The organism is Streptomyces sp. NBC_00310 (assembly GCF_036208085.1).
GTDB lineage: Bacteria > Actinomycetota > Actinomycetes > Streptomycetales > Streptomycetaceae > Streptomyces.
In genome coordinates this window covers 4,544,614-4,570,308 of record NZ_CP130714.1, presented here as the reverse complement: position 1 = coordinate 4,570,308, position 25,695 = coordinate 4,544,614, and the positions used below count along the sequence as shown (strand labels likewise).

Genomic DNA, 25,695 nt, shown 5'->3' with positions numbered 1-25,695 from the left:
TGGCGCGGGTGGGGGTGGGGGGCGGCCGGGGCTAGGCCGAACGGGGGAGGGGCGCCGTCCAGGGGCCTCAGGGGCAGCCGACCTGCTGTCGGGGGCGCGGGGAACTGCGCAGCGAACTGCGCGGGGAACTGCGCGAGCAACCACGACGCACCCGCAGCCGCTCTACGACCTCACCGCTGCGACCTCACCGCTACGGCGTCAGCGCTACGGCGTCAGCGCGCGACAGCCGAGACCCGCTCACTCTCGATCCTCTTGGCCAGCCCATCCTCACCCAGCCGCTCAAGATGCCGACACAGCACCACGGACCCCCCGGTGGCGAGCGGCCCGTACAACCCCGCGGCCAACCCCTCCCAGGTGTCGTACGGCAACCCCGACAGCAGGCGAGACCCGGGCCCTGTCAGCCCGAGGTCACCCGCCTCCGCCCGGGCCCGCTCCACGACCTCCGCGCCGCTGAACTCCCGCCCGGCCACGACCAGCGCCGCCTCCTCGGGATCCACCGGCGCGTACGCCACGAACCGATCCCCCTGCGACGGCACCTCGACGGCATAGTCGGCGAACCCCGATGGGGCCTGCGGGAAGCGCCCCCCGAGCGGCCGCAGCGCGAGAGCGATCCGCTCCCCGGAGCACGCCCGAGCCGCGTCCAGCGTGTCCGGTCCGCTCACCACGATGTCGGCCGTCCCCGGATCCCCGGCGACCTCGGCGACCACGCCCACCGACGCACACGCCAGCAGCCACACCGCCGTCTGCCAGTGCGCCGGCAGCAGCAGCGCGACCCGGTCACCCGGCTCGGCCGACAACTCGCCCTGGAGGAGGTTCGCGGTCTTGGCCACCCAATTGGCGAAGGTGGCCACGGACAATTCGACCCGCTCGCCCGTGGCGTCGTCGTAGAAGGTCACCAGGGGGCGCGCGGGATCCGCGGCCAGCGCGGATCGCAGCAGGTCGGCAGGGGTGCGGTCGGTGGCGTTCACCCGCGTAAGCGTACGCGGGGCCGCTCGCCCCGTGGTCCCCGGGCGAGCGGGAAGCGCCACCGGTTCGGCGGAGCGGAGCCGACGCCTCGTCAATTCAGAGTTGGACAGATATGTATGACTATGTCCAGGATCGGACACATGCGTAGATCACGATTCCTCGCGTCCTCGATCGGCGTCACCTGCGCGGCGGCACTCGCCCTCCCGGCGGCACTCCCGGCGACGGCATCCGCGGCGACCCCGACGGACTCGTCCTCCACTGCGATCCTTGCCCCGGCGCAGTTCTCGGCCCCCACCGGCCCACTCGCGCTCGCCCCCGTGGCGGGCAGCACCCAGTCTCTTCCTCTCGTCCCTCTCGGAGAGGACCGAAACCTCGGTCCGGCCGCCCCCGAACAAGGCTTCGGCAAGCGGGACGTACGGTCGTTCTCGCTGGTGGGCGTCGTCTGGGACGACCCGGACGCCGAACTCGAGGGCCGCGTCCAGGTCCGTTCCCGTGCGAAGGACACCGCCCGCTGGTCCGGCTGGCAGGACGTCGAGACACACAACCACGAACACGCGGCCGACCCCGACACCGCCGAAGGCTCCTCGGGCCGCGTGCGCGGCTCCACCGCTCCGCTGTGGGTCGGCGACTCGGACGGCGTCGAGGTGCGCGTACGCGCCGAGACCCGTGGCCGTACGGCCGCTCCGGGCGTCCAGATGCTCCCGGACGGCCTACGTCTGGAGCTGGTCGACCCCGGCTCCGGCGCCCCGGCGGGCGCGGCGGGACCGCAGGCCGGTACGGGCGCCGTGCAGGCGGCCGAGCCCCCGCCCGTCGGCACCCCCGTGGACACCCCGAGGCTGGGCGCCCTGACCGCCGAGTCGGCCGCCGCCTCCGCTGTCAACGCCGATCTCGCGCCACTCGGCGCCACCACGATCCCGGCGCTGTCGCGCAAGGAGACGGAGGAGCGGCTGGCGAACCTGGCGCCCGGGGTGAAGCCGTACATCGGACCGCGTCCGCGGATCGTCACGCGGGCCGGCTGGGGCGCCGACGAGAAGCTGCGCGAGCGCGACTTCCGCTACACCAATCGGGTCAGCGCGGCCTTCGTGCACCACACGGCGTCGGGCAACAACTACAAATGCGCGCAGGCCCCGTCCGTCATCCGCAGTATCTACCGCTACCACGTCGTGAGCAGCGGCTGGCGCGACATCGGCTACAACTTCCTCGTCGACAAGTGCGGAAACATCTACGAAGGACGCGCGGGTGGTGTCGCGAAGGCCGTCATGGGTGCCCACACCCTCGGTTTCAACACCAACAGCATGGGCATCGCGGTCATCGGCAGTTTCGGCACCACCAAGCCGCCCGCCGCGTCGGTCAAGGCGATCGCGCAACTAACCGCCTGGAAACTCGGTCTTTACGGGGCGAACCCGAAGGGCAAGACATACCTCACTTCGGGTGGTGGCAATCTCTACCCAAAAGGTAAGAAGGTGCTACTGCACGTGATCTCCGGCCACCGGGACGGGTTCGCGACCGAGTGCCCGGGGGGGCGCCTTTACGGAAAACTCGGCGCGGCACGCACGGCGGCCGCCCGCTATCAAGGCCGATAGCGCGGCGACAGGGTGATGGGGGGAACCGGGGTGCGAGCACCCCGGCCAGAAACCAGTGACCCGCCGGAGGTCACACCGGACACGAACCACAGCACAGGCCGAGGGCGCGCCCGCCGCGCCCTCGACGGCATCCCCGTCGACGTGCCTCTCCGCGCGTCGACGGTCAACCGCACGGCCGCGAAGGCGCCATGGAACGGTCTGCATACACTGGCCGGTCGAATGACAGTTCGGCCGGTCCCGGCAGGAAGCAGAGACGACAGGTGACAGAAGCGATCCTCCTGGTCGGCGGCAGAGGCACCCGGCTGCGTCCGCTCACGGTGCACACTCCGAAGCCCATGGTCCCGGCGGCCGGAGTCCCCTTCCTCACGCACCAGTTGGCGAGAGCCAGAGCGGCGGGAGTCGACCACATAGTCCTCGCCACCTCCTATCTGGCCGAGGTCTTCGAACCCCACTTCGGCGACGGCTCCGCCCTCGGCCTCCACCTCGAGTACGTCACGGAGGAGGAGCCCCTGGGCACGGGCGGCGCGATCCGCAACGCCGCCTCGCACCTCCACTCCGGCCCCGAGGACCCCGTCCTCGTCTTCAACGGCGACATCCTCACCGGCCTGGACATCCGCCGCCTGGTCGCCACCCACGAGTCGACCGGAGCGGACGTCTCCCTCCACCTGACCCAGGTGACCGACCCGCGCGCCTACGGCCTCGTCCCCACCGACGGGACCGGCAAGGTCCTCGCCTTCCTCGAAAAGCCCCAGACACCCGAGGAGATCGTCACCGACCAGATCAACGCGGGGGCGTACGTCTTCCGCCGCTCGGTCATCGACACCATCCCGGCGGGCCGCCCGGTCTCGGTGGAACGGGAGACGTTCCCGGACCTCCTCGCAGCGGGCGCCCATCTGCAAGGCATGGTCGACTCGACGTACTGGCTGGACCTGGGCACCCCCGCGGCCTTCGTCCGCGGCTCGGCGGACCTCGTCCTGGGCCGCGCCCCGTCCCCCGCCGTGCCGGGCCGCTGCGGAGACCGTCTCGTCCTCCCCACCGCCCGAGTCGCGGGCGACGCCAAGCTGACCGGCGGCACGGTGGTGGGCGAGGGCGCGTTCGTCGGCGAGGGCGCGAGGGTCTTCGGCAGCACGGTCCTGGCCGGCGCGGTGGTCGAACCCGGCGCGGTGATCACCGACTCCCTCATCGGCGCCCGCGCCCGCATCGGCGAACGTTCCATCCTCACCGGCGCCGTCGTCGGCGACGGCGCCGTCATAGGCGCCGACAACGAGCTCCGCACCGGCGTCCGAGTCTGGTGCGACGCCCAAATCCCCACGGGGGCGCTCCGCTTCTCGTCGGACCAGTAACCGCTGGGCGCGTTCGACGCCTGCGGGCCGGTGGGGCCTGATCGCGCAGTTCCCCGCGCCCCTTGAAGGGCCTGCGCCCCTTTAGGGGCGCGGGGAACTGCGCGAGCAACCACGACGGACCCGCGGCTGGGGGTCAACGGGGCGCAGCCCCTTGAGGATGGGACGGGTAGGGGCGGCGGGGGCGACCTACAACCGCCCGATATCCCCGCGCGGCATCCGCGGCACCCGCCGAGCCGGCCCCCGCCCCGACAACAGAACCAACCGAGCCGCCCGATGCCGCTGCCCCGCATACGGCTCCAGCAACGCCAACATCACCGCGTCGTCCGCATCCCGATCCCCCGCCAAGGCGAACCCCACGATCCCCGGCAGATGCAGATCCCCCACGGTCACCGCATCCGCCGCCCCATGACTGCGCTGCACGGTCTCCGCCGACGTCCACGGCCCGATCCCCGGCACCAACTCCAACCGCGCCTGCGCGTCGACCGGCGACATCCCCACGGCCTCCTCCAGCCGCCCCGCCACCCGGACCGCCCGCAGAATCGTCGACGCCCGCTTGTCGTCGACCCCGGCCCGATGCCACTCCCAGGACGGAATCAGCGCCCACTCCCGCGCTCCCGGCATCACGCACATCCGCCCCGGCACGGGCCCCGGCGCCGGCTCCCCGAACTGCCGTACGAGCAAGCGCCACGCCCGATACGCCTCGTCCGTCGTGACCTTCTGCTCCAGCACCGACGGAATCAACGACTCCAGCACCAGCCCGGTCCGCGTCAGCCGCAGCCCCGGCCGTCGCCGCCAGGCCATCGCCACGGCCCGATGCCGAGGCACGAAGACCTCCGGTGCGTCCGACGCCCCGAGCATCGACGGCAGCTGATCGAGCAGCCACCCGGCCCCCGGCCCCCAGGCCTCCGCCTCGACGACCCCGCCCCGCATCGCGACCCGCAGCGTGCCGGCCCCCGCCGGCGTACGGCTGGCCCGCCACACGGAGCCGTCCGGCATCGCCCGGAAGGTCGGATCCCCGGGCCCCCGCCGAAGCGGCCCCAGCACCAGCCCCAGATCGAGCGGCCCTTCCGGCACCCACGTCCGTCGCCGCCCTGCCATCGCCCCCTGCCGAGGCACCCCACCAGGCACGACGACATCCCCACTCCGCACAGTCGTACGAGTGGGCCGCTGAGGGAAACGTCCGGCCACGAAATGGTCCTAGAAGTGATGCGGCGGTCTATGGGAGCGGTGCAGTGCGAGAGCGGTGCCCTATGAGCCTAGGTGCCCGTGACGCTTTCAGGGGCGCGAGGACCTGCGCGAGCACGCACAAACGAACCCGCACCCGCCCACCTCACCGCACCTCGACAAAGGCCTCCGCATCCCGCTCACCCCGAGCCGGAGGCGACCCGGCCGCGTGCCCCACAGCGACCGCCCCCATCGGATCCCACCCCTCCGGCAGCTCCAGCACCCGCCGCACGACCTCCCGGCAGAACATCGTCGACGACACCCACGCGGACCCCAGCCGCTCCCCGGCCAGCGCGACGAGGAAGTTCTGCACCCCGGCCCCGGCGGCCACGACGAACATCTCCCGCTCGGCCGCATCCCGCCGCGCGTCCCCGTAGACGTGCGACCCGTCCATCACCAGACACGGGACCACCAGATACGGCGCGTTGCGCAGCACGTCCCCGCGCCGCACCCGCTTCGCGATCGACTCCTCGCTCTTGCCGTCCCGCCGCAGATCCGCGATCCACGCGTCCCGCATGGCGTCGAGCAGCCGCACCCGCGACTGCTCGGACTCCAGCAGCACGAACCGCCACGGAGTCGTGTGATGCGGCGCCGGCGCGGTGACGGCGGCGGCCACGGCCCGCCGCACCGCCCCGGGATCGACCGGCTCGTCCGTGAACGCCCGGACCGTACGCCGCTGGGTCACCGCCAGCCGTACGGCCTCGGAGGTGCCGAGCCGGAACATGTCGTCCCGCGCCCCCCGGACCAGCGCCCGCGTCCCCTCGCCGTCGTCCTCGGCCACGACATGCCCCAGCCCCCGTACGACGGCGACGGGCAGCCCGGCGGCCTTGCCCTTCACCAGGTCGCCGGCGGAGGCCAGCTCGTCGCCGGTGGCGACGACGGTCGCGCTGAGCGGATTGCCGTGCGCGTCGGTGCCGCCCCGCAGGTCGTCGAGGACCCGCACACCGGCCGCCCCGATGGCGACATCCGTCAGCCCACTGCGCCAGGGGCGTCCGAACGTGTCGGTGACGAGGACGCCGACCTCGACCCCGAGCGCGTCCCTGATGCCGTCCCGGATCGCCCGCGCGGAGGCATCGGGGTCCTCGGGCAGCAACAGCACGGTCCCGGACGGCGTGTTGGAGGCGTCGACCCCGGCGGCGGCCATCACCAGCCCCTGCCGGTTCTCCACGATCCGCAACATCCCGCGCCGGGCCACGACCCGTACGGTCTCGGCGTCGATGGCGGCCTCGCGGTCGACCGCCTCGACGACCCGCCCCTCCGCCTTGGACACGATCTTGGAGGTGACGAGCAGCACGTCCCCGTCGACCAGCCCCGGCTCGGCCGCGGCGATCAGCTTCGCGAGGTCGTCCCCCTTCTGCACCTCGGGAATGCCGGGCAGGGCCCAGACGCGGTATCCGGTACTGGGCGGCACGTCTCTCCCACGCTCCTCGCTCACGCTCCCCGCACCTCCTCCGCCAGGGCCAGCGCCGCACGCGCCATCTCCGCCGTCGCGTCCAGGTCGGTCATCATCAGCGGAATGGCCCGGCACCGTATCCCGGCGGTCTCGACGCGCTCCACGACGCCCGCGTCGACCGTGTCGACGAGCCAGCCGTCGAGGAGCCCGGAGCCGTAGTGCTCGGCGACGGCCGCGGCCTTGGACTCGACGCCGACGGCGGCGAGGACCTTGTCGGCCATACCGCGCACGGGCGCGTCGCCGACGATGGGGGAGAGGCCGACGACCGGCACCCCGGCCTCGGCGATCGCCTCCCGGATGCCGGGCACGGCGAGGATGGTGCCGATGGAGACGACGGGGTTGGACGGCGGGAAGAGGATCACGTCCGCCTCGGTGATGGCCTCCAGGACCCCGGGCGCCGGCTTCGCCTGCTCGGCGCCGACCGGCACGATCGCCTCGGCCGGCACGGAGGCCCGCAGCCGCACCCAGTACTCCTGGAAGTGGATGGCCCTGCGCTGGCCTTCCTGCTCGACGGCGACATGGGTCTCGACGCGGTCGTCGGTCATCGGGATGAGCCGCACGCCCGGCTTCCACCGGTCGCAGAGCGCCTCGGTGACCGCGCTCAGCGGATACCCGGCACTGATCATCTGCGTCCGCACGATGTGGGTGGCGAAGTCCCGGTCGCCGAGCCCGAACCACTCGGGCCCGACGCCGTACGCCGCGAGCTCCTCCTTGAGGTGGAAGGTCTCGTCGGCCCTGCCCCAGCCCTGCTCCTCGTTGATGCCGTCGCCGAGGGTGTACATCACCGTGTCGAGGTCCGGGCAGACCTTCAGCCCGAAGAGGTGGATGTCGTCCCCGGTGTTGCCGATGACCGTGATGTCCGCGTCCGGCACGGCCCGCTTCAGACCGCGCAGGAACCGGGCACCACCGATGCCGCCTGCCAGAACCACAATGCGCATGGGAGCCAGTTTGTCAGGCGGGTACGACAGCGGCCCGCCCGGCCGCGAGCACGGCCGGTTTCACACGGTCCCGGTCAGACCGTGACGGTCGCCGCCCCCGCCGCGCAGGCCTTCGTGTGCATCGGCATGTCCGTCAGGCCGGGGTAGTAGACGTGCAGGCTGATGGCCGGTTCCAGCGCGTCGTTGACGACCTCGTGCGCGTAGCCCGGCGCGAACACCCGCTGCGCGCCCGCGCCGAGCACGCGCGAGCCCCGCTCGGTGCGCTCGGTCAGCGTGCCGTCGAGCACGGTCAGTACGCCGGAGGAGCCCCCGTGGTCGTGCAGCCCGGTGCCCTGCCCCGGCACCCAGGACAGCAGCCACACCTCGTACCCGGGGCCGGTTCGCAGCCGGTGGTACCAGCGCGTCGTCGCGTCGTACTCGACGAGGTGCTCCCACTGGGAGCGGTCGTCGGCGAGGGAACGGGCCAGTCCGGCGAACTCGGCCACGGTGACCGGGTGTTGGCGCGGCGCCTGGAGGAGGTGCGGTACTTCGAGAAGGTCGCCGGCGATCTGGAGGTCGCTGTCGCTGTTCATGAAGTGAGGTGGTCCTCGACGGAGAGTGCGGGGGGCTGGGTGTCGCGTACCGTCCGCCCGGGTCACGGGCGGGGCGGGGTGTGCCCGGCTTCCGGGCGACGGGGACGGCGGCCGAGCCGGGAGGGGCTCAGCGGCAGCCGGAGCGCGTACGGCTCAACAGCTGGAACAGCAACAGCTACAGCGACAGCGAGCAGCACCGAGGGACCCGGCGGAGCGGGTCGAGGTGAGTGCCAAGTTCGCGAGCATGCCCACAAGCACAGCGGTTCACACTCCCGCTGTCAACTTCACGTCCGGTATGTGGATGCCGGTTCACCTCTTTCGGTACATCCGCGCGGCGAAAGGTTTGTGCTCGGGGTACCGGGGAGACATGGCGTCCAACCGGGCAAGCCGTCGGCACGTGCGCGTGGAGGGCCGTCGGCACCCCCGGAGCGAGTCGGGCTCGAACGAGCCGGAGTGAGCCGGAACGAGATCGAACTCCTGGGCGTCCTTTGACGTAAGGGAGGGAGAACCCATCCGGAACTCCCGTCTGCCGCCAGGCTGCTGTCAGGGTTTATGCCGATTTGAACACTTTCCGCATAGCCTTGGTTCCGCAGAGTGAATAAGGGGCTCAATAGCAGATCTCGGCTTGACTCGCCCGTAGCAGCACACTTGTAATTTCACTCGTGTCGTTCAGCCGAAAACGGTAACGGCCGCACGACGGGGACGCGAAAGACGGACGAGGGGCGCACATGACCGAGCTCGTGCAGCAACTGCTGGTCGACGACGCGGACGAGGAACTCGGCTGGCAGGAGCGCGCGCTGTGCGCCCAGACCGATCCCGAGTCCTTCTTCCCCGAGAAGGGCGGCTCGACCCGCGAGGCCAAGAAGGTCTGCCTCGCCTGCGAGGTCCGCTCCGAGTGCCTCGAGTACGCCCTCGCCAACGACGAGCGGTTCGGCATCTGGGGCGGTCTGTCGGAGCGCGAGCGCCGCCGCCTCAAGAAGGCGGCCGTCTGACCCGTCCCGGAACATCCGACCCGTCCCGGAACAGTCGAACAGGAACAACCGAACATGTACGGCCCGTCGCACGTGGGTTGTCCACAGGCGGCGGGCCGCCCTGCTGCTCAGCCGTTAGTGTGGGCCCTCGTCCGAGACGTCCCGCTGTCCCCGCCGGACACAGACGTCCACCGCAGTCCATCGAACCGGGGCCCGTACCTCGATGTCCGTGCACAGCCACACCGCAGCTCACCACGACGCTGCCACTCCTGAGTTCCCACGTCATGTGGTGACCGCGGTCCTCGTCGCGCACGACGGCGCCCGCTGGCTGCCCGACGCGCTCGCCGGGCTGCTCGGCCAGGAGCGCCCCGTGCAGAGCGCCATGGCGGCCGACACCGGCAGCGCGGACGACTCCGCCCGGCTCCTCTCCGAGGCCCTCGGCGAGGACCGCGTCCTGCACCTCGCCCGACGGACCGGTTTCGGTCAGGCGGTCGAGGAGGCCAACCGCACCGCGGGCGTCCTCACCCAGGACGACCTCGCCTACCTCCGGCGCCCCAGCGGCTGGGACCCGGTCACCCGCAGCTGGCGCGACGACGCGTACGACATGCCGGAGCTCCCCCACGGGGAGCCGGTCCAGTGGCTGTGGCTGCTGCACGACGACTGCGCCCCCGAGCCCGACGCCCTCGCCCAACTGCTGCGGGCAGTGGAGAACGAACGCGAGCTGGGCCAGGACGACGTCGCCGTCGTCGGTCCCAAGCTGCGCGGCTGGTACGACCGCCGTCAGCTCCTGGAGGTCGGCGTCACCATCGCCAACTCCGGCCGCCGCTGGACCGGCCTGGACCGTCGTGAGCAGGACCAGGGCCAGCACGACCACGTCAAGCCCAGCCTCGCCGTGTCCACCGCCGGCATGCTGATCCGCCGCGACGTCTTCGAGGAACTGGGCGGCTTCGACCGCCGCCTGCCCCTCATGCGGGACGACATCGACCTGTGCTGGCGCGCCACCGCCGCCGGGCACCGCGTCCTCGTCGCCCCCGAAGCCGTCGTGCGGCACGCCGAGGCGTCCGCGCGCGAGCGCCGCACCGTCGACTGCGTGGGCCGCAGCGCCGCCTCCCCGCACATGGTCGACAAGGCGGGCGCGATCTACACCCTCCTCGTCAACTCCCGCACGGCACAGCTGCCCTGGGTGCTGCTGCGGATCGTCCTCGGCACCCTGCTCAGGACCGTCGCGTACCTCGTCGGCAAGGTCCCCGGACAGGCCGTCGACGAGATCCGCGGTCTGCTGAGCGTGCTGCTGCGGCCCGAGCGGATCATCGCCGGGCGGCGCAGGCGAGGCCGTTCGCAGCTGGACAAGGGGGAGCTGCGGCCGCTGTTCCCGCCACCCGGCGCGACCGTCCGGGCCACCGTCGAACAGGTCGCGGGCGATCTGTTCGGCCGCTCCGACGCCGAGACCCCCCAGGCCGGACGGCACGGCGGCGCGGTGGAGTCGGGACCCGGGGACGACGACGCCGACTTCCTCCAGGTCGAGCAGTTCGCCCGGCTCAAGCGCATCGCGCGTGCGCCCGGGCCCGTGCTCTTCGCGCTCCTGCTGCTCGCCTCGCTCGTCGCCTGCCGTGAACTGCTCGGCGGCGGCGCGCTCGCCGGCGGCACCCTGCTGCCCGCGCCCGACGACTCCGCCGAGCTGTGGTCGCGCTATCTGGACGCCTGGCACCCGGTCGGCGCGGGCGGCGCCGAGGCCGCTCCGCCGTATCTGGCCATCGTGGCCATGCTCTCCTCCCTGCTGTTCGGCTCCGCCGGACTCGCCGTCACCGTGCTCCTCGTGGCGTCGGTGCCACTGGCCGGCTTCACCGCGTACTTCGCCTCGCGGCCCCTGGTCGAGTCCCGGCTGCTGCGCGCCTGGGCCGCCGTCGTGTACGCCTTCCTGCCCGCCGTCACCGGCGGGCTCGCGACCGGTCGCCTCGGTACCGCCGTCCTCGCGATCCTGCTGCCCCTCATCGCCCGCGCGGGCGCCGCGGCCGGCGGCCTGAGCAACAGAACAGGGGCGCGCGGCAGTTGGCGTGCGACCTGGGCGTACGCCCTGCTGCTGGCGATCACCACCGCGTTCACCCCGATCGTGTGGCCCATCGCGCTGCTCCTCGGCCTCGGGCTCCTCGTCGTCCGCCGCCGCGAGATCGCCGCCTACGGCCCGCGCTTCCTCGCCCAGCTGGGCACCCCGCTGCTGATCCTCGCCCCCTGGTCGCTGACGCTGCTGCCGTTCGGCTTCTTCGAGGAGGCCGGTCTGGAGTACGGCGGGAGCACCGCCTCGGCGACCGATCTGCTCGGCATCAGCCCCGGCGGCCCCGGCACGGTCGGCGGGCTGACGCTCGTCGGCATCGTCCTGGCCGCGCTGGCGGCCCTGCTCCGCTCGGAACGCCAGCCGGCCATCCGGACCGCTTGGACGGCCGCCCTGGTGGCCCTCGTCCTCGCGGTCCTCTCCAACGGCTCCACCTGGGCGGGCCCCGCGACCCTCGTCTACGGCATCGCTCTCCTCGCCGCCGCCACCCTGGGCGCCGACGGGGCACGCTCGCGCGTGGCCGAGCAGAGCTTCGGCTGGCGCCAGCCGGTGGCCGTGCTCATCGCGCTCGCCGCCGCCGTCGGCCCGCTGCTGGCCGCCGCCGGATGGGTGCTCGGCGGCGCCGACGGTCCCCTGGAGCGCCGCGACCCCGTCCAGGTGCCCGCGTTCGTCGCCGAGGAGAGCGGCACCCGCGACCAGGCCCGCACCCTCGTCCTCGACAGCGACTCCACCGCCAGGGTCGGCTACACCCTGGTCCGCGGCTCCGGCGTCCGCCTCGGCGACGCCGAACTCACCGCCGCCGCGGGAGAGAACGAACAGCTCGACAAGGTCGTCGCCAACCTCGTCGCGGGCTCCGGCGCCGACCAGACCGACGAACTCGGCGGCTTCGCCGTGCGCTACGTCCTCGTCCGTCCGGGCGCGCCCCGCGAGGTCGGCCGCGTCCTGGACGCCACACCCGGCCTGAGCCGACTCAGCCAGCAGGACGGCAGCGCCCTGTGGCGGGTGGACCGCCAGGTCGCCCGCGTCACCATCGAGGCCTCCTCCGGCGACGCCAAGGCCGTCGCCGCGGGCCCCGTCGACGTGCACACCACCATCCCGGCCGGTGGCTCGGGCCGGGTCCTGCGCCTCGCCGACACCGCCGACGAGGCCTGGGCCGCCACCCTCGACGGCAGGCCGCTCACCCCGACCACGGTCGACGGCTGGGCCCAGGGCTTCCAGCTGCCCGTGGACGGCGGCAGGCTGGACGTCACCTTCGACGCTCCCGTCAGCCACACCGGCTGGCTGTGGGCCCAGGGCTCGCTCGCCGTCGTCCTCGTGGTCCTCGCCCTCCCCGGCCGCCGCCGGGACGTCGACGACGACCTCCCCGACGAGCCCGTCGCCGTGCCCGCGCAGGACATCACCGGCGACGGCCGTCGCGCACGCCGCCTGCGCGCCCAGGCCGAGGCCGAGGCCGAACAGTCCGCCGACCCCGACCTGGCTTCTCCGCCGGAGGATGTCCCGGCCGCGGCCACCGTCCCGCCCCAGCACGGATACGGCATGGGGGTCCCCCCGGGCGAGGACGTTCGAGGCTGGGGGAGGGACACCGCGCACCACGCGGGTGCCGGCGCCGAGTACGGCCAGTACGACCAGCAGTACCAGGGTGCCCAGCAGTACCCGGCGGGCACGTACGACCAGCAGCACTACCAGGCCGACCCCTACCAGGGCGGCCAGTACGACCCGTACGCCTCCTACGGGGGCGACCCGGCCTCGTACGACCAGACGTACACCCAGGGCTACGACGCGACCTACGACCCGTCGCACGGCACCGGCACCGACAGTGAGCGCCCCGACGGGAGCCAGCAGTGAACCGCACGACCCTGTCCCTGATCGCCGGCGCGACGGCCCTCGCCGCCGTCACCGGCTTCGCCGCGCTCTCCGCGCCCGACGCCTCCGGCGGGGACACCACGGCGAAGGCGGCCGCCCAGCTGCCCGTGCAGCGGACCAGCCTGCTCTGCCCGCAGCCGAGCACCTCGGACCTCGCGGAGACCGCGTACACCTCCTTCACGCCCGTCACCAAGGGCACCGGCGGCGACGGCAGCGCCGAACTCGTCGCGGCGGGCGGGGAGTCGACAGACCCCGGCAAGGGCGACGAGGGCGGCAAGGGCGACGAGGGCGGTGACAAGGACGGCGGCAAGGACAAGGCCGCCAAGCCCGTCGTGGAGGTGAAGGAGCCCGGAAAGCCCGTCGCCGGCAGTACCGACGGCGGCGACTCGCCCGCGCTGATCGGCACGGCGGAGGGGAAGTTCGCGCCCGGCTGGACGGTGCAGGAGACCACCGAGGTCGCCGCCGGCACCGGTCGCGGCCTGCTCGGCGTCAACTGCACCGCCCCGGACACGGAGTTCTGGTTCCCGGGCGCGAGTACGGCCGCGAGCCGCACCGACTACGTCCACCTCGTCAACCCGGACGACTCGGCGGCCGTCGTCGACATCGAGCTCTACGGCAAGGACGGCGCCCTGAAGTCGACGGTGGGGGACGGCATCACGGTCCGGCCCCGCGCCGACGAGCCGGTCCTGCTGTCGACGCTCGCCACGGCGAAGGAGGCCGACCTCACGGTCCATGTCAGGGTCCGCAGCGGCCGGGTCGCCGCCGCGGTCCAGGCCCTCGACGACAAGCGGGGCGGCGACTGGCTCGCCGCCGCGGCCGACCCGGCCGCCAGTCTGGTCCTCCCGGGCATCCCCGAGGACGCCACCTCCGTGACCCTCGTCGCCTTCACCCCCGGCGAGACCGACGCCGACCTGAAGCTCCGCCTCGCCTCGCCCAACGGCCCGATCACCCCCGCCGGCAACGAGACACTGCACGTCAAGGGGGGCATGACCGCCACCGCCGACCTCGGCGACATCACGCGCGGCGAGGCCGGTTCCCTCCTGCTGACCCCCACCGACCAGTCGGTCCCGGTGGTGGCCGCCCTCCGCGTCGTCCGCGGCAAGGGCGACAACCAGGAGACGGCCTTCATCCCGGCCACCCGCCCGGTCGGCGCGCGCGCGACGGTGGCCGACAACCGCGCCAAGGGCACCACCCTCGCCCTCACCGCGCCCACCGGCGCGGCCAAGGTCAAGGTCACCGTGTCCGCCGGCAGCGGTGGCGGCGAGCCCACGACGAAGACCTTCACGATCAAGGCCGGCACCACCCAGAACGTCGACCTGCCCGCCCCGGCCGGCCTCAAGGGCACCTACGCCCTCACCGTCGAAGCCGTCTCCGGCGGCCCCGTCCACGCCTCCCGCACCCTGGAATCCAAGCTCGACACCGTCCCCGCCTTCACCATCCAGACCCTCCCGGACGACCGAGGCACGGTGGCCGTCCCGGAGGCGCGGCAAGACCTGTCGATCCTGCAGAGGTAGTGCTCGCGCAGTTCCCCGCGCCCTGCTCTTCAGGGGCGCGGGGAACCGCGCGGCCGGCCCCCACACACCCGCAGCCGACAAACGCACCCGAGCGGGGTCGAAGGGGCGCAGCCCCTGGGGATGGGACGGGTAGGGGCGACGGGGGCGAAACCCACCCCGGGCGCACCCACCGGTGTCAGTCCTCCCCGTACCGCGGATCCACCGTCTCCGGATTCAGCCCCAGCAGCTCGGCCACCTGCTCCACCACGACCTCATGCACCAGCGCGGCCCGCTCATCGCGCCCCTTGGTACGGATCTCCACCGGCCGCCGGTACACGACCACCCGAGCCGGCCGCCCCTCCCGCGCCGCGACGGTCCCCCCGAGCGGCACCGCCTCGTCGTTCCACGCCCCGTCGACGGGCCCGTCGAGCCGCGGCACCTCCAGCACGAGGAAGTCGATGTCCGCCAGCTGCGGCCACCGCCGCTCCAGCCGCTCCACGGAGTCCTGCACAAGATCCGCGAACACCTCCGCACGACTCGCCGCGAGCGGCACTTGCGGCGGTGCGATGGGCCCGCGCATCCCCCTGCCGTGCCGATCTCGGCGGCGGGGCCCGGGTGCGGAGGCGGCGCGGGGCGGTACGAGGTTGTCCATCACCTGTGAAGCGTAGTCCCCACGAGGTCCGCCCGCCCGGCTCCACACTCCCGGCCGCGCCCGCCGGCCCGACACCGCTGACCTGGCATGTCCAACCGGCTCGCCGCACGGCGGCGCCCAGGAGGGCCGTACGGCATGTCGCAGGATGACCATTCCGGCCAAGGTTGGGCTCGATTCCACATCTCCCCAAGACCGGCGAACTCACGTCAATTGACATGGTATGTACGGAAAATCGACCGCACTCAAGGCTGTTCGGCATCCCGGACGGGGGGCTACTCGCAGGTCAACGCGGTGGGTTCGGAGGGGCGTGTGGGGCGTTTCACAGCGCGACACGGTGGAGTGACCTGGTGGAGAGTCGTCGCGGCCCGCTCAAGAGTGCGGTACCGTCCAACGTCGTGAGCCCTGTACGTCGCTGTTCGCGCACCGCTTGCGGCCGCCCCGCCGTCGCGACGCTGACGTACGTCTACGCCGACTCGACCGCGGTCCTCGGCCCCCTCGCCACCTACGCCGAACCCCACTGCTACGACCTGTGCGCCGAGCACTCCGAGCGCCTCACCGCCCCGCGCGGCTGGGAGGTCGTACGGCTGCTGGACGCCTCGGCTCCCGCACGCCCCAGCGGTGACGACCTGGAAGCGCTTGCCAACGCCGTGCGCGAGGCGGCCCGCCCGCAGCAGCGCGCGGCGGAGGCCGGTGGCGGCGCGCGCAGGGCGGACCCGATGGAGGTCGCCCGCCGCGGCCACCTCCGCGTGCTGCGCTCACCCGACAACTGACGCTCTGGGTGGGGCCGTTGCCGTGCTCCCGAAGTCGTCGGTGTCGTCGGCGCCCTCGTGGCTCTTTCCGTTCGCGTCGTTTCGCGCGGTGACGCACGCCTGTTGACGCCGTGGCGGCGCGGACGCGATCATTCCGGGTGCCCGTGCCGTGAGAAACCGCTTTCCGCATCGCGGAATCGGGGAGGCTCCCGTGTACGTCCAGCACCTGGAACCCGTGGCCGGTTCACTCGGCCTGTCCGCCCTCGTCGCGACCCTGCCCCTCGTCATCGTCCTGGTCCTGCTCGGCGTCGTGCGCCTGAAAGCGCACCTGGCGGGGCTGATCGGGCTTCTGGCGGCCGTTCTGGTCGCCTGGCTCGCCCACCGCATGCCGCTCGGCCAGACACTCTCCAGCGCCGCCCAGGGGGCCGCGTTCGGCCTCTTCCCGATCATGTGGATCGTCGTCAACGCCCTGTGGGTGTACAGGATGACCGTCCACACCCGGCACTTCGACATCCTGCGCCGCTCCTTCGGGCGGCTCTCCGACGACCCACGCATCCAGGCGCTCGTCGTCGCGTTCTGCTTCGGCGCGCTCCTGGAAGCCCTCGCCGGCTTCGGCGCGCCGGTCGCCATCTGCTCCGTCATGCTCGTCGCGCTCGGCTTCGAACCGGTGAAGGCCGCCGTGGTCGCCCTGGTCGCCAACACCGCGCCCGTCGCCTTCGGCGCCATGGGCACACCGGTCGTCACCCTCGCCCAGGTCACCGAACTGCCCCTGGACACCGTCGCGTCCGTGGTCGGCCGCCAGACGCCCCTGCTCGCCCTCGTGGTGCCCCTGGTCCTGGTCTGGCTCGTCGACGGACGGCGCGGGCTGCGCGAGACCTGGGTGCCCGCCCTGGCCTGCGGGTCCGCCTTCGCCGTCGGCCAGTTCATCGCCTCCAACCACATCTCCGCCCAACTCGCCGACATCGGCGCCGCCCTGCTGGGCGCGGGCGCCCTCGTCGCCGTACCCCACGCCCGCCGCCCCGCCGCCGAGCCCGTACGCGCCGCCGTACTGACCGGCGTACGCAGCGAGGACCTCGACGAGGAGGACCCGCCGCGCGAAGTCCTGCGCGCCTACGCCCCTTACGCGCTGATCGTCGCGATCTTCTCCCTCGCCCAGATCCCCGTGGTGAAGGACTGGCTGGCCGGGGCGACACAGACGTACGACTGGCCCTTCCTGAACGTCGCGAGCCCGGACGGCGACCCGGTGGGAGGCAACGTCTTCACCTGGCCCATCGTGGCCACCGGCGGCACCCTGGTGCTGCTCGCCGGGCTGTGCACGGCCGTCGTCCTGAAGGTCCACGCGCGCGTGGCCGTCAGGGAGTGGGCGGCCACGGTGCACGAACTCCGCTTCGCCATCCTCACCGTGACGTCCGTCCTCGCCCTCGCCTACGTCATGAACCTCTCCGGACAGGCCGCCACCATCGGCCACTTCGTGGCGGCGGCCGGCGCCGGGCTCGCCTTCCTGTCCCCGGTCCTCGGCTGGTTCGGCGTCGCCGTCTCCGGCTCGGACACCTCCGCCAACGCCCTGTTCGGTGCCCTCCAGGTCAGCGCGGCCCGTGAGTCGGGCCTGTCGCCGGAACTGCTCGCCGCCGCCAACAGCTCCGGCGGCGTCCTCGGCAAGATGATCTCCCCGCAGAACCTGACCATCGCCTGCGCCGCCGTCGGCCTCGCCGGGCGCGAGGGCGACCTGTTGCGCAAGGTGCTGCCGTGGAGCCTGGGGCTGTTGCTGGTGATGTGCCTGATCGTGGTGGGACAGAGCACCCCCGTACTGGAATGGATGCTTCCCTGAGGTACCACCGCGAGGCACTCCCGCCGGGGCCTTGGTGCCGTTCTCAGAGGTCACACGGCCGGCTGTCGGCCCGGGCGGGTAGTTTGGGGCGACCGGTGAGGACTTCAGGAGGGTTTGACCATGACTGCTGACCTGTCGACGATCGTGAAGGCGTACGACGTACGCGGGGTGGTCCCGGACCAGTGGGACGAGACCCTGGCCGAGCTCTTCGGGGCGGCCTTCGTACGGGTGACCGGCGCGAAAGCCATCGTGACCGGCCACGACATGAGACCCTCCTCGCCCGGCCTGTCGCGTGCCTTCGCGCGCGGGGCGGCGGCGCTCGGGGTGAACGTGACCGAGATCGGCCTCTGTTCGACGGACCAGCTGTACTACGCCTCGGGCGCGCTGAACCTGCCCGGCGCGATGTTCACGGCCTCCCACAACCCCGCCCGGTACAACGGCATCAAGTTGTGCCGCGCGGGCGCCGCCCCCGTCGGCCAGGACACCGGCCTCGCCGAGATCCGCGAACTGGTCGAGGGCTGGAGCGAGTCGGGCGCGCCGGCACCGGCCGCCACGCCGGGGGCGATCACCCGGCGGGACACGTTGGAGGACTACGCGGCGCACCTGCGCGGCCTCGTCGACCTGACCCCCATCCGCCCCCTCAAGGTCGTCGTCGACGCGGGCAACGGCATGGGCGGCCACACCGTCCCCACGGTCTTCGCCGGCCTCCCCCTCGACCTCGTCCCCCTGTACTTCGAACTGGACGGCACCTTCCCGAACCACGAGGCCAACCCCCTCGACCCGGCGAACATCGTCGACCTCCAGAAGCGTGTCCGCGAGGAGGGCGCCGACCTCGGCCTCGCCTTCGACGGCGACGCCGACCGCTGCTTCGTCGTCGACGAGCAGGGCGACCCCGTCTCCCCCTCCGTGATCACCGCCCTGGTGGCCGCCCGCGAGCTCGCCAGACACGGCGGCAAGGGCACGGTCATTCACAACCTGATCACCTCCTGGTCCGTCCCGGAGGTGGTGCGGGAGAACGGCGGCACGCCGGTGCGCACCCGCGTCGGCCACTCCTTCATCAAGGCCGAGATGGCCAGGGCCGGCGCCATCTTCGGCGGCGAGCACTCCGCCCACTACTACTTCGCCGACTTCTGGAACGCCGACACGGGCATGCTGGCCGCCCTCCACGTCCTCGCCGCCCTCGGCGGCCAGGACGGCCCCCTCTCCGGCCTCGTCGCCCAGTACGACCGCTACGCCGGCTCCGGCGAGATCAACTCCACGGTCGCCGACCAGACGGGCCGCCTGGCCGCGATCCGCTCCGCGTACGAGGACCGCGCGGGCATCACCCTGGACGACCTCGACGGCCTGACCGTCTCCGCCGCCGACTGGTGGTTCAACGTCCGCCCCTCCAACACGGAACCGCTGCTCCGCCTGAACGCGGAGGCGAAGGACGAGACGACCATGGCGAAGGTACGGGACGAGGTCCTGGGGATCATCAGGGCGTGAGTACCGGGCCCCGAGCCCCAACCCCGGCGCCGACCCCCGCACGGCGGTACTCTGACCAGGCCGCACCGCACCGACCCGCCCCCGAAGGGACCCGACATGCCGCTCGAAGCCGGCCTCCTGGAGATCCTCGCCTGCCCGGCGTGCCACGCCCCCCTCACGGAGGAGGACACCGAGCTGGCCTGCACGAGCCAGGACTGCGGCCTCGCCTACCCGATCCGGGACGGCATCCCCGTACTCCTCGTCGACGAGGCCCGCCGCCCCGCGTGACCCGCGCGATCAGGCTCCCGCGCAAGGCCTAACCCCGCCCCGGCCGGGAAACCCGGCGTAGAGGCGAAAAGGCGTAACAGGGCACCCGGCGATCGGAGGCTGCCGCCCATGCTCGACGACTCGCTGCTAGACACCCCCGAAGCCCTCGCGGAGGCGGACCGCCGCGACCTGCTCCGCGGCGCCGCCGAGGCAGGCGCCCGGGTCCGCACGGCGATCCGCCTCGGTACCGAGGCGGGCATCCCCGAACTGAAACCGGACGGCCGCCCCCGCGCCCTCCTGATCGCGGGCCCCGGCATGGCCTCCGCGGGCGTCGCCGACCTGCTCGGCGCCCTCGCGGGGTCCAGCTGCCCCATCACCCGCCTCCACCCCACCGGCGTGGCCCCCGCCGCGGGCGCCCTCCGCTGGGAGCTCCCCGGCTGGGCGGGCCCGGTCGACCTCCTCCTGGTCGCCACCGCGGACGGCAGCGAACCGGGCCTGTCGCTCCTCGTCGACCAGGCGTACCGCCGAGGCAGCACGGTCGTCGCCGTCGCCCCGCCCCGCACCCCCGTCGCCGAGGCGGTGGAAGGCGCCCACGGCCTCTTCGTACCGATGGCGACCGCCCCGTACGAGCAGGAGGCGCCCCTCGGCGCCGCCGCTCCCGGAGTCCTGTGGGCGCTGCTCACCCCGATGCTCGCCCTGCTGGACCGCACCGGCCTGATCGACGCCCCGCCGGACGCCCTGCAGAAGGTCGCCGACCGCCTCGACCGTGTCGCCGAGCGCTGCGGCCCGGCCATCGCCACCTACAGCAACCCCGCCAAGACGCTCGCCGCCGAGCTGGCCGACGCGCTCCCGCTGATCTGGACCGAAGGCCAGGCCGCGGGCCCGGTGGGCCGCCGTTTCGCCTCCGCGCTCGCCGAGCTGGGGGGCCGCCCCGCCCTCGCGGCCCAGCTGCCGGAGGCACTCGCCTCGCACACGGTGCTGCTCTCCGGCCCACTGGCCGCGAACGCCGACCCCGACGACTTCTTCCGCGACCGCGTCGAGGACGCACCCGTCCTGCACGCGCGCGTGGTGCTCGTCCGCGACCGCCCGACCGGTGGTCTGAGCGGCGTCCCGGCCGCCCGCGAGCTGGCCCTCGGCCACGACGCCGCGATCAGCGAGCTGGAACCCGAGGAGGGCAGCGACCTGGAGACCCTCGCGGAGATGATCGCCATCACCGATTTCGCCGCCGTTTACCTGTCGCTCGCTTCCGGAGCCTGATCTTTACCGGAGTCCGCCCCTGACCGGGGCATCGGCCGGCTCCCCACCTACGGAGAAGCACACACCATGGACCGCCTCGACAACACCGTCCGCCCCTACGCCTGGGGTTCGACCACCGCCATCCCGCAGCTCCTGGGTGTGGCCCCCACCGGCGAGCCGCAGGCGGAGATGTGGATGGGCGCCCACCCCGGCGCCCCCTCGCGCACCGGGCGCGGCCCCCTCACCGAGGTGATCGACGAGGCCCCGGAACGCGAGCTGGGACGTCGAACGGTCGCCAGGTTCGGCCCCCGTCTCCCGTTCCTCCTGAAGCTCCTCGCCGCAGGCGCCCCGCTCTCCCTCCAGGTCCACCCCGACCTCGAACAGGCCAGGGAGGGCTACGAGGACGAGGTACGGCGCGGCATCCCGATCGACGCAGGCCACCGCAACTACAAGGACGCCAACCACAAGCCGGAACTGATCTGCGCCCTCACGGAGTTCGACGGCCTCTGCGGCTTCCGGGACCCGCTCCAGGCCGCCGACCTGCTCGCCGCCCTCGACGTCGACTCCCTGAAGCCGTACGTCGACCTCCTGCACGCCCACCCCGAAGAGGCCGCGCTGCGCGAGGTGTTGACCGCGGTCCTGGGCGCCGACCCCGAGGAGACGGCCCACACGGTCACCGAGGCCGCGGCCGCCTGCGCCCGTCTCGGCGGCGCCTACGCCCCGTACGCCGACATCGCCCACCACTACCCGGGCGACCCAGGCGTCATCGCAGCCATGCTCCTCAACCACGTACGCCTGCAGCCCGGCGAGGCCCTGTTCCTCGGCGCCGGCATCCCGCACGCGTATCTGAACGGCCTCGGCGTGGAGATCATGGCCAACTCCGACAACGTCCTGCGCTGCGGCCTGACCCCCAAGCACGTCGACGTCCCCGAACTCCTGCGCATCGTCCGCTTCGAGGCGACCGACCCCGGCGTCCTGCGCCCCGAGGCGTCCCCGGACGGCGAGGAGGTCTACGAGACCCCCATCGACGAGTTCCGCCTCTCCCGCTTCGTCCTTCCCGAGGCCACCGCCCCGCACGACCTCACCCGCGCCACCCCGCAGATCCTCCTCTGCACGGCCGGTTCGGTCCGCGCGGGCGAACACACGCTCGCCCCCGGCGAGTCCGTCTTCGTACCGGCGGACGAGAAGGCCGAGGTGTCCGGACCCGGCACCCTGTTCCGCGCCACCGTGGTCGCCTGAGCGGCGCGATCCCTTGGTGAGCGGCGTCAACCCTCCCTGATCCACAGCCTGACGCGACGACGCCGGACCGGGCTGCAACAATGCCCCCTGCAAAAGGCGGGCAAAGCCCGGCCGGTGACGGACGGAAGCGTGGGTACACGTGCCCACGCACAGACATATGCGTAGGCGAAGGGACACCTCGGACACATGAGCGCGTCAGGCGGCACCAAGGCGATCGTGGCGGCACTCGCCGCCAACCTCGCGATCGCGGTAGCGAAGTTCGTGGCGTTCCTCTTCAGCCACTCGTCGTCGATGCTCGCCGAGTCCGTGCACTCGCTCGCCGACTCGGGCAACCAGGCACTGCTGCTCCTCGGCGGCAAGAAGGCCAAACGCGAAGCGACCCCGCAACACCCCTTCGGCTACGGCCGCGAGCGCTACATCTACGCCTTCCTCGTCTCCATCGTCCTCTTCTCCGTCGGCGGCATGTTCGCCCTCTACGAGGGCTACGAGAAGATCAAGCACCCGCACGAGATCGAGAACTGGTACTGGCCGGTCGGCGTCCTCGTCTTCGCGATCATCGCCGAGTCGTTCTCCTTCCGGACCGCCATCAAGGAATCCAACGTCCTGCGGGGCAAGAGGTCCTGGACCGAGTTCGTCCGCCACGCCAAGGCCCCCGAGCTGCCGGTCGTCCTCCTGGAGGACCTCGGTGCTCTCGTCGGTCTGATCCTCGCCCTCGGCGGCGTCGGCCTCGCCCTGCTCACCGGTGACGGCGTCTGGGACGGCATCGGCACCCTCTGCATCGGCGTCCTGCTCATCCTCATCGCGATCATCCTCGCCGCCGAGACCAAGTCCCTGCTCCTGGGCGAGGCCGCCGGTGTGGAGGACGTCAAGAAGATCGAGGCCGCGATCGTCGACGGCGACACGGTCCCCGGCATCATCCACATGCGCACGCTCCACCTCGGTCCCGAGGAACTGCTGGTCGCCGCCAAGATCGCCGTCCGCCACGACGAAACGGCCACCGAGGTCGCCCACGCGATCGACGCCGCCGAGGCCCGCATCCGCGAGGCCGTCCCGATCGCTCGCGTCATCTACCTGGAGCCCGACATCTACAGCGAGGCGGAGGCCGCCAAGGGCGCCGACGCCGAGGCCGCCCCCGGCGGCCCGGCCCCCACCGCCGAACACTGACCCACCGGCCACTCCACCAGGCACCGAGCACCGGGGCCCGTCGCGAACCGTCGCGACGGGCCCTTCGCCGTCCCCGGCCCGCCACGGCTCGCGCCCCCTACGGCTTTCCGCCTCAGGTCCGCCCGCCCGCCCACACCACTCCCTTCGGCTTGATCCTGTACGCAGGCGGACTGGGGCAGGCCGGGCCGACCGGTGTAGCTTGGGACGGAGCCAGACGTCGCTGCTGATGGCGGTCGGGCGGTCCCCTCGCGGACCGACCGAGGGAGAGAGGGCCTCCGACGGACTGCGCTGCGCGCACGCGGGCATGCCTGTGTCCTCTTCGGGGCACCCCTGTGTCCGCCGCCGCGCAGACCAGCCCTACCCACCCTCGACCCGACACCGAGGAGCAGCTCGCATGACGACTGTCGACAACCGACAGGACTTCAAGGTCGCCGACCTCTCCCTGGCCGCTTTCGGCCGCAAGGAGATCACCCTCGCCGAGCACGAGATGCCCGGCCTGATGGCGATCCGCAAGGAGTACGCCGAGGCCCAGCCTCTCGCCGGCGCCCGCGTCACCGGCTCCCTGCACATGACCGTGCAGACCGCCGTCCTCATCGAGACCCTGGTCGCCCTCGGCGCCCAGGTCCGCTGGGCCTCCTGCAACATCTTCTCCACCCAGGACCACGCCGCCGCCGCCATCGCGGTCGGCCCGAACGGCACGGTGGACAACCCGCAGGGCGTCCCGGTCTTCGCCTGGAAGGGCGAGACCCTGGAAGAGTACTGGTGGTGCACGGAGCAGGCGCTGACCTGGCCGGACAGCCCGACCGGCGGCCCGAACATGATCCTGGACGACGGCGGTGACGCCACCCTCCTCGTCCACAAGGGCGTCGAGTACGAGAAGGACGGCAAGGTCCCTGCCGTCGACACCGCCGAGAACGACGAGCACCGCGTCGTCCTCGAACTCCTGAACCGCACCATCACCGACGGCTCCCAGAAGTGGACCCAGCTCGCCTCGGAGATCCGTGGTGTGACGGAGGAGACCACGACGGGTGTCCACCGGTTGTACGAGATGCAGCGTGACGGTGTGCTGCTGTTCCCGGCGATCAATGTGAACGACGCGGTCACCAAGTCGAAGTTCGACAACAAGTACGGCTGCCGGCATTCCCTGATCGATGGCATCAACCGGGCCACCGATGTCCTCATCGGCGGCAAGACGGCCGTCGTGTGCGGTTACGGTGATGTGGGCAAGGGCTGTGCGGAGTCGCTGCGGGGGCAGGGCGCCCGGGTGATCGTCACCGAGATCGACCCGATCTGCGCGCTGCAGGCGGCGATGGACGGCTACCAGGTCACGACGCTCGACGAGGTCGTGGAGACGGCCGACATCTTCATCACCACGACCGGCAACAAGGACATCATCATGGCCTCGGACATGGCCAGGATGAAGCACCAGGCGATCGTCGGAAACATCGGCCACTTCGACAACGAGATCGACATGGCCGGTCTGGCGCGGATCCCGGGCATCGTCAAGGACGAGGTCAAGCCACAGGTCCACACCTGGACGCTCCCCGGCGGCAAGGTCCTCATCGTGCTGTCGGAGGGCCGTCTGCTGAACCTGGGCAACGCCACCGGTCACCCGTCGTTCGTGATGTCCAACTCCTTCGCGGACCAGACGCTGGCCCAGATCGAGCTGTTCACCAAGCAGTCGCAGTACCCGATCGGCGTCTACACGCTGCCCAAGCACCTCGACGAGAAGGTCGCCCGTCTCCACCTCGACGCGCTCGGCGTGAAGCTGACCACGCTCCGCCCCGAGCAGGCCGCCTACATCGGCGTCGAGGTCGAGGGCCCCTACAAGTCGGACCAGTACCGCTACTGATCCGCCCGGCGGCGGGTGCGTCCGTGCACGGGCGCACCCGTCTCGGCAGCAGCGCCCAGGCAGGCCCCCGCACCCCCGTGCCGGGGGCCTGCCCGTTCGGCTCCCGCCCCGCACGTCGGCAGGACCAGCCCGTCAAGACCCAGGACCCCCATGCCCCGCGGCCGGTATTCGCTCCATGACCCGCACGACCACACCCTCCTCGCCGAAGAACACTTCCACTGCGCGCCCGGCCCGTCCGGCTGGCGCTATGTCTCCCAGCTGACCGCCCCTTCCGGTGACCATGCCGGTTCCGTCGACCTCGCCCTCGACGACCTCGGCCGCCCCATCCGCCTCGAACTCCACGCCGCGAGCTGGCAGGTCCGCGGCGCCGCCCTCGACGGCGTCACCTGGGTCCGCACCGACCCCACCGGCACGGAGGCCACCGAAGGCAATGTCCGCGCGCACGCCTTCACCGGCACCTCCCCGGCGTTCCTGATCGCCACAGCCCGCCTCCTCCGTCTCGCCCCCTCGACACCGGCCACCCGCGTACGCCTCGTCGCCTTCACCGACCCGGTCCTCGCCCCGCGCACCCTGGACCAGTCCTGGGCCTTGATCGAAAGAGAAGCACACGCCACTGACAACGGCCCCCTGACCGTGGACGAATACCAGGTCACAGCCCTGGACACCGGCGAGCGGCACACCGTTCACATCGCGGGCGACGTCGTTCTGGCGGCACCCGGAATCGAGCTGGACCACCTGGAGACACCGCCCTCGACGTTCGACTGAAGCCGACGTCCGACTGACGCCGA

General features: G+C 72.4%; 20 protein-coding genes. 14 read left to right on the top strand and 6 right to left on the bottom strand.

The genetic code is table 11. From position 1 onward, the window contains the following. Positions 1-212 precede the first annotated feature (212 nt). The gene (locus OG202_RS19960) at positions 213-968 is read right to left on the bottom strand and encodes a TIGR03089 family protein (RefSeq protein WP_326582336.1); all 756 of its coding nucleotides are present in this window, start codon (positions 966-968) and stop codon (positions 213-215) included. A 120-nt stretch (positions 969-1,088) separates the two neighbouring features. Between OG202_RS19960 and OG202_RS19955 the strand changes: the two genes are divergently transcribed. Then, the gene (locus OG202_RS19955) at positions 1,089-2,549 is read left to right on the top strand and encodes a peptidoglycan recognition protein family protein (protein WP_326585799.1); all 1,461 of its coding nucleotides are present in this window, start codon (positions 1,089-1,091) and stop codon (positions 2,547-2,549) included. Positions 2,550-2,809: 260 nt separating this feature from the next. Continuing rightward, complete coding sequence (locus OG202_RS19950) at positions 2,810-3,892, top strand: NDP-sugar synthase (RefSeq protein WP_326582337.1); 1,083 nt, start codon at positions 2,810-2,812, stop codon at positions 3,890-3,892. Between the two features lie 186 nt (positions 3,893-4,078). On the opposite strand, the gene OG202_RS19945 is transcribed toward OG202_RS19950, so the two are convergent. The 4 genes from OG202_RS19945 to OG202_RS19930 all read right to left on the bottom strand — a co-directional run bounded on the left by OG202_RS19945 (position 4,079) and on the right by OG202_RS19930 (position 8,079). Continuing rightward, positions 4,079-5,080 carry a DNA-3-methyladenine glycosylase family protein gene (locus tag OG202_RS19945; RefSeq protein WP_328223230.1) on the bottom strand — a complete coding sequence of 334 codons (1,002 nt, stop codon included), beginning with the start codon at positions 5,078-5,080 and terminating at the stop codon, positions 4,079-4,081. A 142-nt stretch (positions 5,081-5,222) separates the two neighbouring features. After that, the gene (locus OG202_RS19940; RefSeq protein ID WP_326582339.1) at positions 5,223-6,551 is read right to left on the bottom strand and encodes a coenzyme F420-0:L-glutamate ligase; all 1,329 of its coding nucleotides are present in this window, start codon (positions 6,549-6,551) and stop codon (positions 5,223-5,225) included. Beyond that, a complete protein-coding gene (cofD, locus tag OG202_RS19935; protein ID WP_328223229.1) occupies positions 6,548-7,507 on the bottom strand; it encodes a 2-phospho-L-lactate transferase in 960 nt (319 codons plus the stop codon). The genes OG202_RS19940 and cofD overlap by 4 nt, the downstream gene beginning before the upstream one ends. A gap of 74 nt (positions 7,508-7,581) precedes the next feature. Continuing rightward, entirely contained in the window at positions 7,582-8,079 is a 498-nt protein-coding gene (locus tag OG202_RS19930) for a cysteine dioxygenase (protein ID WP_327729409.1), read from the bottom strand. 728 nt (positions 8,080-8,807) lie between these two features. On the opposite strand from OG202_RS19930, the gene OG202_RS19925 reads away from it, so the two are divergent. The 3 genes from OG202_RS19925 (at position 8,808) to OG202_RS19915 (ending at position 14,477) form a co-directional block, all read left to right on the top strand. Further along, the gene (locus OG202_RS19925; protein WP_003975777.1) at positions 8,808-9,071 is read left to right on the top strand and encodes a WhiB family transcriptional regulator; all 264 of its coding nucleotides are present in this window, start codon (positions 8,808-8,810) and stop codon (positions 9,069-9,071) included. Between the two features lie 202 nt (positions 9,072-9,273). Next, positions 9,274-12,945 (top strand): glycosyltransferase, encoded by a 3,672-nt coding sequence (locus OG202_RS19920; RefSeq protein ID WP_328223228.1) that lies wholly within the window; start codon positions 9,274-9,276, stop codon positions 12,943-12,945. Beyond that, the gene (locus OG202_RS19915) at positions 12,942-14,477 is read left to right on the top strand and encodes a DUF5719 family protein (protein WP_328223227.1); all 1,536 of its coding nucleotides are present in this window, start codon (positions 12,942-12,944) and stop codon (positions 14,475-14,477) included. Before OG202_RS19920 ends, OG202_RS19915 begins: the two co-directional genes overlap by 4 nt. Positions 14,478-14,652: 175 nt before the next feature. On the opposite strand, the gene OG202_RS19910 is transcribed toward OG202_RS19915, so the two are convergent. Then, complete coding sequence (locus tag OG202_RS19910; protein WP_326585800.1) at positions 14,653-15,108, bottom strand: metallopeptidase family protein; 456 nt, start codon at positions 15,106-15,108, stop codon at positions 14,653-14,655. Positions 15,109-15,455: 347 nt separating this feature from the next. Here OG202_RS19910 and OG202_RS19905 point away from each other — a divergent pair, with 347 nt between their 5' ends. The 9 genes from OG202_RS19905 (at position 15,456) to OG202_RS19865 (ending at position 25,672) form a co-directional block, all read left to right on the top strand. Then, a complete protein-coding gene (locus OG202_RS19905; protein WP_327729412.1) occupies positions 15,456-15,878 on the top strand; it encodes a DUF3499 domain-containing protein in 423 nt (140 codons plus the stop codon). A gap of 190 nt (positions 15,879-16,068) precedes the next feature. Continuing rightward, positions 16,069-17,685 carry an L-lactate permease gene (locus tag OG202_RS19900; protein ID WP_326582346.1) on the top strand — a complete coding sequence of 539 codons (1,617 nt, stop codon included), beginning with the start codon at positions 16,069-16,071 and terminating at the stop codon, positions 17,683-17,685. Positions 17,686-17,805: 120 nt separating this feature from the next. Beyond that, the gene (locus OG202_RS19895; RefSeq protein WP_326582347.1) at positions 17,806-19,170 is read left to right on the top strand and encodes a phosphomannomutase/phosphoglucomutase; all 1,365 of its coding nucleotides are present in this window, start codon (positions 17,806-17,808) and stop codon (positions 19,168-19,170) included. 96 nt (positions 19,171-19,266) lie between these two features. Beyond that, the gene (locus OG202_RS19890; protein ID WP_200307918.1) at positions 19,267-19,437 is read left to right on the top strand and encodes a Trm112 family protein; all 171 of its coding nucleotides are present in this window, start codon (positions 19,267-19,269) and stop codon (positions 19,435-19,437) included. Between the two features lie 108 nt (positions 19,438-19,545). After that, positions 19,546-20,673: an SIS domain-containing protein gene (locus OG202_RS19885; RefSeq protein WP_326582348.1), complete on the top strand. Its 1,128-nt coding sequence runs from the start codon at positions 19,546-19,548 to the stop codon at positions 20,671-20,673. A gap of 66 nt (positions 20,674-20,739) precedes the next feature. Then, positions 20,740-21,891: a mannose-6-phosphate isomerase, class I gene (manA, locus tag OG202_RS19880; RefSeq protein WP_327729416.1), complete on the top strand. Its 1,152-nt coding sequence runs from the start codon at positions 20,740-20,742 to the stop codon at positions 21,889-21,891. A 186-nt stretch (positions 21,892-22,077) separates the two neighbouring features. Then, complete coding sequence (locus OG202_RS19875) at positions 22,078-23,055, top strand: cation diffusion facilitator family transporter (protein WP_326582350.1); 978 nt, start codon at positions 22,078-22,080, stop codon at positions 23,053-23,055. Positions 23,056-23,449: 394 nt separating this feature from the next. Then, positions 23,450-24,907, top strand: coding sequence for an adenosylhomocysteinase (ahcY, locus tag OG202_RS19870; RefSeq protein WP_328223226.1), 1,458 nt, complete (start codon positions 23,450-23,452; stop codon positions 24,905-24,907). Positions 24,908-25,057: 150 nt separating this feature from the next. Beyond that, positions 25,058-25,672 carry a hypothetical protein gene (locus OG202_RS19865; protein ID WP_327729418.1) on the top strand — a complete coding sequence of 205 codons (615 nt, stop codon included), beginning with the start codon at positions 25,058-25,060 and terminating at the stop codon, positions 25,670-25,672. The last annotated feature ends 23 nt before the right edge of the window (positions 25,673-25,695 follow it).

Excerpts from the sequence above, each read along its gene's own strand:
- OG202_RS19955 (WP_326585799.1), top strand. The coding sequence starts at position 1,089 with ATGTCCAGGATCGGACACATGCGTAGATCACGATTCCTCGCGTCCTCG.
- cofD (WP_328223229.1), bottom strand. The coding sequence starts at position 7,507 with ATGCGCATTGTGGTTCTGGCAGGCGGCATCGGTGGTGCCCGGTTCCTG.
- OG202_RS19930 (WP_327729409.1), bottom strand. The coding sequence starts at position 8,079 with ATGAACAGCGACAGCGACCTCCAGATCGCCGGCGACCTTCTCGAAGTA.
- OG202_RS19925 (WP_003975777.1), top strand. The coding sequence starts at position 8,808 with ATGACCGAGCTCGTGCAGCAACTGCTGGTCGACGACGCGGACGAGGAA.
- OG202_RS19920 (WP_328223228.1), top strand. The coding sequence starts at position 9,274 with ATGTCCGTGCACAGCCACACCGCAGCTCACCACGACGCTGCCACTCCT.
- OG202_RS19910 (WP_326585800.1), bottom strand. The coding sequence starts at position 15,108 with ATGGACAACCTCGTACCGCCCCGCGCCGCCTCCGCACCCGGGCCCCGC.
- OG202_RS19895 (WP_326582347.1), top strand. The coding sequence starts at position 17,806 with ATGACTGCTGACCTGTCGACGATCGTGAAGGCGTACGACGTACGCGGG.
- OG202_RS19890 (WP_200307918.1), top strand. The coding sequence starts at position 19,267 with ATGCCGCTCGAAGCCGGCCTCCTGGAGATCCTCGCCTGCCCGGCGTGC.
- OG202_RS19885 (WP_326582348.1), top strand. The coding sequence starts at position 19,546 with ATGCTCGACGACTCGCTGCTAGACACCCCCGAAGCCCTCGCGGAGGCG.
- manA (WP_327729416.1), top strand. The coding sequence starts at position 20,740 with ATGGACCGCCTCGACAACACCGTCCGCCCCTACGCCTGGGGTTCGACC.
- OG202_RS19875 (WP_326582350.1), top strand. The coding sequence starts at position 22,078 with ATGAGCGCGTCAGGCGGCACCAAGGCGATCGTGGCGGCACTCGCCGCC.
- ahcY (WP_328223226.1), top strand. The coding sequence starts at position 23,450 with ATGACGACTGTCGACAACCGACAGGACTTCAAGGTCGCCGACCTCTCC.
- OG202_RS19865 (WP_327729418.1), top strand. The coding sequence starts at position 25,058 with ATGCCCCGCGGCCGGTATTCGCTCCATGACCCGCACGACCACACCCTC.